This is a genomic window from Kiloniellales bacterium, from assembly GCA_030066685.1.
Taxonomy (GTDB): domain Bacteria; phylum Pseudomonadota; class Alphaproteobacteria; order Kiloniellales; family JAKSBE01; genus JAKSBE01.
In genome coordinates, this window is record JASJBF010000070.1 from 1 (window position 1) to 8206 (window position 8206).

General features: G+C 69.7%; 9 protein-coding genes. 8 read left to right on the plus strand and 1 reads right to left on the minus strand.

The annotated features are described in order from the left end of the window. The 7 genes from QNJ30_27750 to QNJ30_27780 all read left to right on the plus strand — a co-directional run. The coding region (locus QNJ30_27750; protein MDJ0947258.1) for a serine hydrolase domain-containing protein at positions 1-959 on the plus strand (959 nt) is incomplete at its 5' end. Between the two features lie 14 nt (positions 960-973). Then, a complete protein-coding gene (locus QNJ30_27755; protein MDJ0947259.1) occupies positions 974-1396 on the plus strand; it encodes a RidA family protein in 423 nt (140 codons plus the stop codon). A gap of 190 nt (positions 1397-1586) precedes the next feature. Then, entirely contained in the window at positions 1587-2093 is a 507-nt protein-coding gene (locus tag QNJ30_27760; protein ID MDJ0947260.1) for a metal-dependent hydrolase, read from the plus strand. 37 nt (positions 2094-2130) lie between these two features. Further along, positions 2131-3132 carry a 2-oxoglutarate and iron-dependent oxygenase domain-containing protein gene (locus QNJ30_27765; protein MDJ0947261.1) on the plus strand — a complete coding sequence of 334 codons (1002 nt, stop codon included), beginning with the start codon at positions 2131-2133 and terminating at the stop codon, positions 3130-3132. A 90-nt stretch (positions 3133-3222) separates the two neighbouring features. Further along, positions 3223-3405, plus strand: a complete 183-nt coding sequence (locus QNJ30_27770; protein ID MDJ0947262.1) for a hypothetical protein — start codon at positions 3223-3225, stop codon at positions 3403-3405. 41 nt (positions 3406-3446) lie between these two features. Next, on the plus strand, positions 3447-5003 hold the full coding sequence (locus tag QNJ30_27775) for a lytic transglycosylase F (GenBank protein MDJ0947263.1): 1557 nt from the start codon (positions 3447-3449) through the stop codon (positions 5001-5003). Between the two features lie 71 nt (positions 5004-5074). Next, positions 5075-5422 (plus strand): hypothetical protein, encoded by a 348-nt coding sequence (locus QNJ30_27780; GenBank protein MDJ0947264.1) that lies wholly within the window; start codon positions 5075-5077, stop codon positions 5420-5422. 6 nt (positions 5423-5428) lie between these two features. Here the strand turns inward: QNJ30_27780 and QNJ30_27785 are convergent, their stop codons facing one another. After that, the gene (locus QNJ30_27785; protein ID MDJ0947265.1) at positions 5429-6694 is read right to left on the minus strand and encodes an MFS transporter; all 1266 of its coding nucleotides are present in this window, start codon (positions 6692-6694) and stop codon (positions 5429-5431) included. 241 nt (positions 6695-6935) lie between these two features. On the opposite strand from QNJ30_27785, the gene QNJ30_27790 reads away from it, so the two are divergent. Next, positions 6936-8206: phospholipase D-like domain-containing protein (locus tag QNJ30_27790; protein MDJ0947266.1), on the plus strand; the 1271-nt coding region annotated here is incomplete at its 3' end.

The window sequence follows — 8206 nt, forward strand, 5'->3', positions numbered from 1 at the left end:
CGATGCAGCAGGTCGAGCGGGGCCGGCTCGAGCTCGACGCGCCGGCCAAGGCGGTGATCCCCTACCTCGGCGAGGTCCAAGTTCTGGACGGCTTCGAGGACGACGGCGAGCCGCGGCTGCGGACACCGAAGGGCGACATCACCCTGCGGCAGCTGCTGACCCACACCGCCGGCTTCTCCTACGAGATCTGGAACGCCGACATTCTCCGCTACCAGCAGGCCACCGGCACCCCGATGATCACCACCTGCGAGGATGCCGCCCTGACCACCCCGCTGCTCTTCGATCCCGGGACCGACTGGGACTACGGCATCAACATCGACTGGGCCGGCAAGCTGGTCGAGGCGGTCTCCGGCCGGAAGCTCGGCGATTACCTCGCGACCGAGGTCTTCGAGCCGCTCGGAATGACCAGCACCGCGTTCAGGATCACCGAGGAGATGCGCGCTCGCCTCGCCAGGATCCACCAGCGCGGTGAGGACGGCTTCGAGGTGCTCGACCTCGAGATCCCCCAGGCGCCCGAGTTCGAGATGGGCGGCGGCGGCCTCTATGCGACCCTCGGCGACTACGCCCGCTTCCTGCGGATGATTCTGAACAAGGGCGAGGGCGACCACGGCCGCGTTCTGAAGCCCGAGACGGTCGAGACCATGTCCGTGAACCAGATGGGCGACAACCGGGTCCGGGGCCTGAAGACCGCGATGCCGGCGCTGTCCAACGACGCCGAGTTCTTCCCCGGCATGGCCAAGACCTGGGGCCTCAGCTTCATGATCAACACCGAGCCGGCGCCGACCGGACGCTCGGCCGGCAGCCTGGCCTGGGCGGGGCTGGCCAACTCCTATTACTGGATCGATCCGGCCAAGGGCATCGCCGGCGCCTATGCGACCCAGATCTTGCCCTTCGTAGACGAGAAGTCGCTGCCGCTGTACTTCGACTTCGAGACGGCGGTCTACGACGACCTGGGCTGAGGGGCGGGGGCTCGGTGTCGGGCTTCGATCCGCCGGGAAGCTGGCGGCCGCGCGGCCGGGGCTTCAGCATGGGACGGGTCCAGGGCGCGGGCCGGGTGATTCACCTCACGGGCCAGGTCGCCTGGAACGAGGCGGAAGAGATCGTCGGGCGCGGCGACGTGCGGGCTCAGACCCGGCAGTGCTTCCGGAACATCGCAGCGGTGCTGGGCGCGGTCGGCGGCACCCTGGAGGATGTCGTCTCGATCACGACCTACTTCACCGACTGTGCCCAGCTGCCGGCGATTCAGGAGGTCCGCGCCGAGGTCTTCGGCCCCGCGGGCGGGCCGGTCAGCACCTCGGTCATGGTGGCGGGGCTCGGCCATCCGGACTTCCTGGTCGAACTGACCCCGATCGCCGTGGTCCCCGAAGTCCGCTTCAGGGACCCCGCCGCGACCTGACCCGAACTCGGCTGCGCTGCGCCCTGGCGCTCCGGGCATGGCGGAGAGGGGGAACGGGAGAGGGAGCCCTGCCGTCGGGCACCGCGGCACCGCAGACCTCGGCCGCCGCCCGAAGATGGTCATGATTCGGTCACGCGATCTCCTCGCTTCCGGCCCGCTTTCGCCGGATCGGCCCGCAATCTTGGCGGTCATGCTTACGGCGCACCTTCCAGCAGGCTACGTCTTGGGGCGGGCGATCTCCGGCCGCCGGCCCCGGGTCGAGCTCCTCTACCCGGCGATGCTCGGCGCGGTGATCCCCGACATCGACATGCTGTTCTTCCATCTCGTCGACCAAGGCAGCTTTCACCACCACCTTTACCCGGCGCACTGGCCGCTGTTCTGGGCCGGGCTCTGCCTGCCGCTGATCGTCTCGGCCAGCCTCGCCGGCTGGACGCTGCTGCGCGACGCCACCCTGGCCTTCTTCCTCGGGGTCCTCCTGCACCTCGGGCTCGATTCCATCGCCTCGCCGGTCTACTGGCTGATGCCCCTGGCCGAGGGCCGGGTCGAGCTGGTCGAGGTCCCGGCCCGCTACCGCCACTGGATCATCAGCTTCCTGCTCCACTGGACCTTCCTGCTGGAGATCGCGATCTGGTTGGTCGCCGGCTGGCTCTTCTTCCGCCCGCGGCCGCGCCGCCGGATCTTCGCGACCCAGCACTGAGCTTCTAGATCCGGAGTGGATCGTCTAGGTTTCCGTCATGACGGAGACCGCTCTCCCCGTGATCGACATGGCGCCGCTCTTCGGCAGCGATGACGCGGCGCGCGCCGAGATCGCGCGGGCGATTCGGGCGGCCTGCCGGGACAGCGGCTTCTTCTATGTCGCGGGTCACGGCGTCGGGGCGGAGGTCCTGGCGCGCCTGGAGGCCGAGAGCCGGGACTTCTTCGCCCGGCCGACGGTCGAGAAGATGGAGATCGCCATGGCCAGGGGCGGGCCGGCCTGGCGCGGCTTCTTCCCGGTCGGGGCCGAGCTGACCTCGGGGCGGCCGGACATCAAGGAGGGGCTCTACTTCGGCAGCGAGCTGCCGCCGGAGCACCCGCGGGTCGCCGCCGGCTGGCCGCTGCACGGCGCCAACCTCTGGCCGGCCGGGGTGCCGGGCCTGCGTCCGGCGGTCGAGGCCCACATGGCGGCCACGACCCGCGCGGCCCGGGTCCTGCTGGAGGGGGTGGCCCTGAGCCTCGACCTGAAAGCCGACTACTTCCGCGTCCACTATACCGCCGAGCCGACGGTGCTGTTCCGGGTCTTCCACTATCCGGCGCGCGCGCCCGCCGGCCTCGACGAGAGCGAGACCTGGGGCGTCGGCGAGCACAGCGACTACGGCCTCTTGACCCTCTTGGCCCAGGACCGCCACGGCGGTCTGCAGGTCAAGACGCCGCGCGGCTGGATCGAGGCGCCGCCGATCCCGGGCACCCTGGTCTGCAACATCGGCGACATGCTGGACCGCCTGACCGGCGGCTGGTTTCGCTCGACCGCGCACCGGGTTCGCAACCTCAGCGGCCACGACCGCCTGTCCTTCCCGCTGTTCTTCGATCCCGACTTCGCCGCCGAGATCCGGCCCCTGCCGCAGGCCGCGGCCGCGCCCGAGACCGGCGAGCCGCGCTGGGACGGCGCCGACCTCCAGGCCTTCGAGGGCACCTACGGCGACTACCTCCTGGGCAAGGTCGCCAAGGTCTTCCCCGAGTTGCGCAAGCAGGTGCTCTGAGCAGGAACGTGCCCCGAAGCGGATCACGATTGTCCCCGGCTGCTCACCGTCTAGAACCCCGTCCTTTTCACCTATGACGGCGTCGATCAGATGGGCCTCGCGATCGAGATCGCGCAGGCCCTGGAACAGATGCGCTTCACCTTCGCCGCCTATAACGCCGGGCCCGGAAACGTCGCCAAGGCCCGCCGCCGGCCCTTCGCAGCGGCCGCGGGCCGGGGTCTTCACCCTTTGTTAAGGGGCGTCGCCTTCGAATCCTCTACGGCTTCCTGCTAGACTCGCAGGCGGCGATTCGCGGCTTTTCGGAGCGCAGTGCCATGGCGAAAGCGCGGCTCTATCTGCTGGCCGGTGGTTGCCTCGTGGTTCTGCTCGCGCTGGCCGTCTTCCTGGTCGATTTCCGGTCCGGCCGTGAGGTGGAGGACGCTGGCGCGCCCGCGGATCCCTCGGACCCGGCCGCAGTATCCGAGGCGCCGGAGGTCTACGACCCCGACGCGGCGCCCGGGAGCGACGCCGAAGCCGAGGACGTGATCCTCGAGCACGCCATGAAGCCCTGGACCGGCGACTTCGACGGCATGGTCGAGCGCGGCTTCGTCCGGCTGCTCACCGTCTACAATCCGATCTACTTCACCTACGACGGGGTCGAGCAGAAGGGCCTGACCGTCGAGCTGGCGCGGGCCCTGGAGAAGCATCTGGTCAAGGCCGCCGGCCGCAAGCGGGGCCGACTCGACGTGGTCATCATCCCGGTCGCGCGCGACAACCTGCTGCCCTTCCTGCTGGCCGGCAAGGGCGACTTGGTGGCGGCGAACCTGACCATCACCCCGGAACGCAAGGCCCAGGTCGACTTCACCGACCCGGTCTATCCCGGAGTCGACGAGCTGGTCGTCACCGGGCCCGCGATCCCGCCGATCGCCAGCCTCGACGCCCTGGCCGCGACCGAGGTCCTGGTCCGCGAATCGAGCAGCTACTTCGAGCATCTCTCCGCGCTGAACCGGCAACGCAGCCGGGAAGGCCTGCCGGAGATTCCGGTCGCCGCCGCCGACGAGCGCCTGGAGGACCACGACCTGCTGGAGATGGTCAACGCCGGCCTGATCCCGGCGGTGATCGTGGACAGCCACAAGGCCGCGCTCTGGGCCCAGGTCTACGAGAACATCGAGGTCCACCAGGACCTGGCGATCCACCGGGACGGCAATATCGCCTGGGCCCTGCGCAAGCGGAGCCCCAAGCTCCTGAAGGCCGTGAACGATTTCGTCCGCAAGGCGCGCAAGGGCACCCTTTTGGGCAACGTCTTGATCGAACGCTACCTCGGCGACCCCCGCCGGATCGACAACGTGCGCACCGGCAAGGCGCGGCAGCGCTACGAAGCGACCGTCGCCGTCATCCGCGAGTACGCCGAGCGCTACGACTTGGACTGGCTGATGATCACCGCCCAGGGCTACCAGGAATCCAAGCTCGACCAGAGCAAGCGTAGCAAGGCCGGAGCCGTCGGGATCATGCAGGTCCTGCCCTCGACCGCCGCCGATCCCAACGTCGGCATCCAGGGCATCGATCAGATCGAGCCCAACGTCCACGCCGGGGTCAAATACCTGCGCTTCGTCAAGGACCGCTACTACAGCGATCCCGTGATCTCGCCCTTGGACCAGGTGCTCTTCGCCTTCGCCGCCTATAACGCCGGGCCCGGCAACATCGCCAAGGCCCGCCGCCGGGCGGCCAAGATGGGGCTGGACCCGAACCGCTGGTTCGGCCAGGTCGAGATCGCCGCCGCCCGGACCATCAGCCGCGAGCCCGTGGTCTACGTGCGCAACATCTACAAGTACTACATCGCCTACCAGCGCATCGCTGCCCTGACAGCGGCCAAGCCGACGCTGATCGACTAACCATCTGGCGGTCTTCGGCTGTTTTGGCCAGAATGCCGGCCGGATCCGGCCGCAAGGGGAGGCGAGGTGCGATGCCGATCGGGAGCCGCTATCTCTTCATCGCGAGCATGGACGTGGCGCCGGACAAGGAGGCGCTGTTCAACGAGGTCTACGACCGGGAGCACGTGCCCAACCTTCTGAAGGTCCCCGGCGTTCTCGCCGTGACCCGGATCAAGGGCGAGGCCTTCGCCGTCGCCATGGGCGGCGAGCGCCGCGAGGTCCCGGCCGAGAGCCCGGTCTACAGCGCGATCTACGAGATCGAGGGCCCCGAGGTCCTGACCAGCACCGCCTGGGCCGAGGCGGTCGAGGCCGGTCGCTGGCCCGGCGAGGTCCGCCCCTTCACCAGCAACCGCCGCCACCGGCTCTGCAAGGTGCTGTAACCGGCCTCAGTCCTTCGCCGCCCGCGCCCTCAAGGCCCGGCGCCCGGCGAAGAACCAGGCCAGCGCCAGGAACTGCAGGCCGAGCAGAATGGCGAAGCCCATGCGGTAAGCTTCCGGCGCATAGCCGCCCTCGGGCCCGGCCGGGAAGAGGTCGATGATTCCGCCCAGGGCGTACTGAACGGCGAAGGCGGTGCCGAAGATCAGCAGGTTCATCGCCGTGTTGGCGCGGCCCGAGAGCGCCGCCCCGAAGTGCGAGGACAGCCAGGGATAGGCCAGGATCGCGACCTGCCCGGTCATGCCGAAGACAATCCAGAGCAGAACGCCGATCCCGGTCCACTCCAGCAGGATGCCGAGCTGCACCGCGAAGAACACGGCCAGGAAGCCGAGCATCACGGTGAGCACCGAGACCCCGCGCCGCACGAATACGTCGGCCACGGCGCCGCTGCCGAGCACGCCGACCAGGAAGCCGGCGGCCATGGCGAAGAGGGTCTCGGCCACCCCGGCCCGGTCGAGCCCGGCGACGTCGCGCAGCCAGGGCCCGGCCCAGAGGGTCTGGATCGCGATGTGCGTGCCGGCGGTGCTCATCAAGAGCGGCGCCAGGACCCAGAAGGCGCGGGCCCGGAAGATCCCGCCCAGGCCGGCGAGCTGCCGGCCCAGGGGCTCGGGTTCAGCCCCGCCGCGGCGCTCCGGCACCACCAGGAAGATGACCAGCGCCACCGCTAGGCAGAGCCCGGCCAGGCCCAGGAAGGCGTCGCGCCAGCCCCAGGCCTGGACCGCCCACTCCATGGGCAGGGTCGCGACCAGCAGGCCCAGCGCCCCGAAGGACATGACGCAGGCGTTGGCCAGCGGCCGGCGCGGCTCCGGCACCCAGAGCACCACCGCCTTGAAGCCGCTCATCAGCCCGCCGGCGAAGCCGAGCCCGATCAGCGCCCGCGCCGCGGTCAGGGTCGCGACGTCCCGCCCCAGGCCGAAGAGCAAGGCCCCGGCCGCCGCACTGCAGACCAAGGCCGCCTGCACCCGCCGCGGCCCGTAGCGGTCGAGCAGCAATCCCAGCGGCAGCTGGAAGGCCGCGAAGGCGAAGAGATAGGCCGAGGTCACCAGCCCCAGCTCCGCCGCCGACAGCCCCACGTCGGCCACCAGGTCCGGCGCCACCACCGCATTCACCGCCCGGAAGAGGTAGGAGAAGAAGTAGCCGAGCGCGAAGGGCCCCAGCGCCGTGAGGACGGTGACAGTGGTGGGCGTGACGTCGACGTGCTTCGGAGCGGCGGTCATGATTCCTTGATGGTCTCGTTGTTTCGGCGCCCGGACAAGGACCGTGGAGAACGGCCACGCGTGAGCGCTATCAAAAGCCTCGCTTGTTGTCTCGTAGCAGATGGCCGAGGGCGCTTCAGCCTTTGCGACGTGCCGCACCCATTCTTCGGCCAAAGCGCGAGCGTCCTTCGGTTCCGCGTCTCCTCAATTCGTGATAACTCCTTCGTTGCAAGGTGCGGTTGCGTCTGATCCGGGGGGTGACATGGCGATTCGAGCTGAGGGGGACGGGGTGACCGTCCGGGCGATTCCGGGCACGCGCTCGGTGCTGCTTGCGATGGATGCGGAGCCGGCGGCGCGGTCCGGGCTGCTGGGATTTGCGATCGGCAAGCGGCAGGCGAGCGGGGAGGTGGACTGGCTGCGGGGCTTCAAGTTCTTCGAAGCCCTGGACGACGATCCCCAACCCGGCGAGCGCCGCTCGACCTTCGACCATCCGATCCAGAGCTTCCTCTGGGGCGACTACGCCGCGGCGCCGGACAGCCGGATCACCTATGTCCTGCGCGCCCTGCGCGGATCGCCGCAGGCCCTGGAGCGCGACCCGGAGATCGAGCTGACCGTCCGCACCGCCAGCGAGGAGGCCGGCGAGCAGAGCGTCTATTTCAACCGCGGCGCCGTGCCGAGCCAGGCCTTCGCCGACCGCTTCGGCAACGTCGGGCCGAGCGACGACGAGAAGGTCGATCCGGGCAACGAGAAGGTGATCTGGCTGTCCCGGGGGCTCCTCGAGGCCGCGCTGGGATTCATCGCCCAAGCCAACGGGCCCCGCTTCGAGCTGCGCGTCGCCGCCTACGAGTTCCACTACGCGCCGATCCTGCAGGCGCTGCGAGCGGCCGGCGGGACCGGCGCCAGGGTCCGGATCTCCTTCGACGGCGGCGATCAGAAGCGCGACGGGACGATCACCCCGACCAGCACCAGCCGGGCCAACCTGGAGGCCATCGCGGAGGCCGGGCTCGAGACCGCGGCCAACGTCGAGCTCCTGCCCCGCACGCTCTATTCGAGCATTCCCCACAACAAGTTCATGGTGCTGCTCGACGACGGCCGGCCGATCCAGGTCTGGACCGGCTCGACCAACCTTACGCCCTCGGGCTTCCTCGGCCAGAGCAACGTCGGCCACCTCGTGCGGCGCCAGGACACGGCGGAGTCCTTCAACCGCTACTGGGAGGCGCTCGCCCGCGACCCGGGCACCCGCCAGTTCAAGCCGCAGATCATGGAGATCTCGCCGTCTCCGCCGGACGCGGGCCTGCCCGAGGGGATCACGACCGTCTTCTCACCGCGGCGGTCGGGGATGATGGAATGGTATGCGGCGCGCCTCGGCGAAGCGGAATCCAGCGTCATGTTCACCGCCGCCTTCGGCGTCGCGCCGCAGCTCGCCGCAAAGTTCGCCGAGGACCGCGACTTCCTGCGTTTCGTGCTGATGGAACGCAAGGACCGCAACCCCGAGGAGCAGGCGCAGCTCGAGTCGGACCGCGACACGGTCAT

Bases quoted from the DNA above. Each gene is read 5' to 3' on its own strand.
- QNJ30_27770 (MDJ0947262.1), top strand. From the start codon at position 3,223: ATGGGCCTCGCGATCGAGATCGCGCAGGCCCTGGAACAGATGCGCTTC.
- QNJ30_27775 (MDJ0947263.1), top strand. From the start codon at position 3,447: ATGGCGAAAGCGCGGCTCTATCTGCTGGCCGGTGGTTGCCTCGTGGTT.
- QNJ30_27780 (MDJ0947264.1), top strand. From the start codon at position 5,075: ATGCCGATCGGGAGCCGCTATCTCTTCATCGCGAGCATGGACGTGGCG.
- QNJ30_27760 (MDJ0947260.1), top strand. From the start codon at position 1,587: ATGCTTACGGCGCACCTTCCAGCAGGCTACGTCTTGGGGCGGGCGATC.
- QNJ30_27785 (MDJ0947265.1), bottom strand. From the start codon at position 6,694: ATGACCGCCGCTCCGAAGCACGTCGACGTCACGCCCACCACTGTCACC.
- QNJ30_27765 (MDJ0947261.1), top strand. From the start codon at position 2,131: ATGACGGAGACCGCTCTCCCCGTGATCGACATGGCGCCGCTCTTCGGC.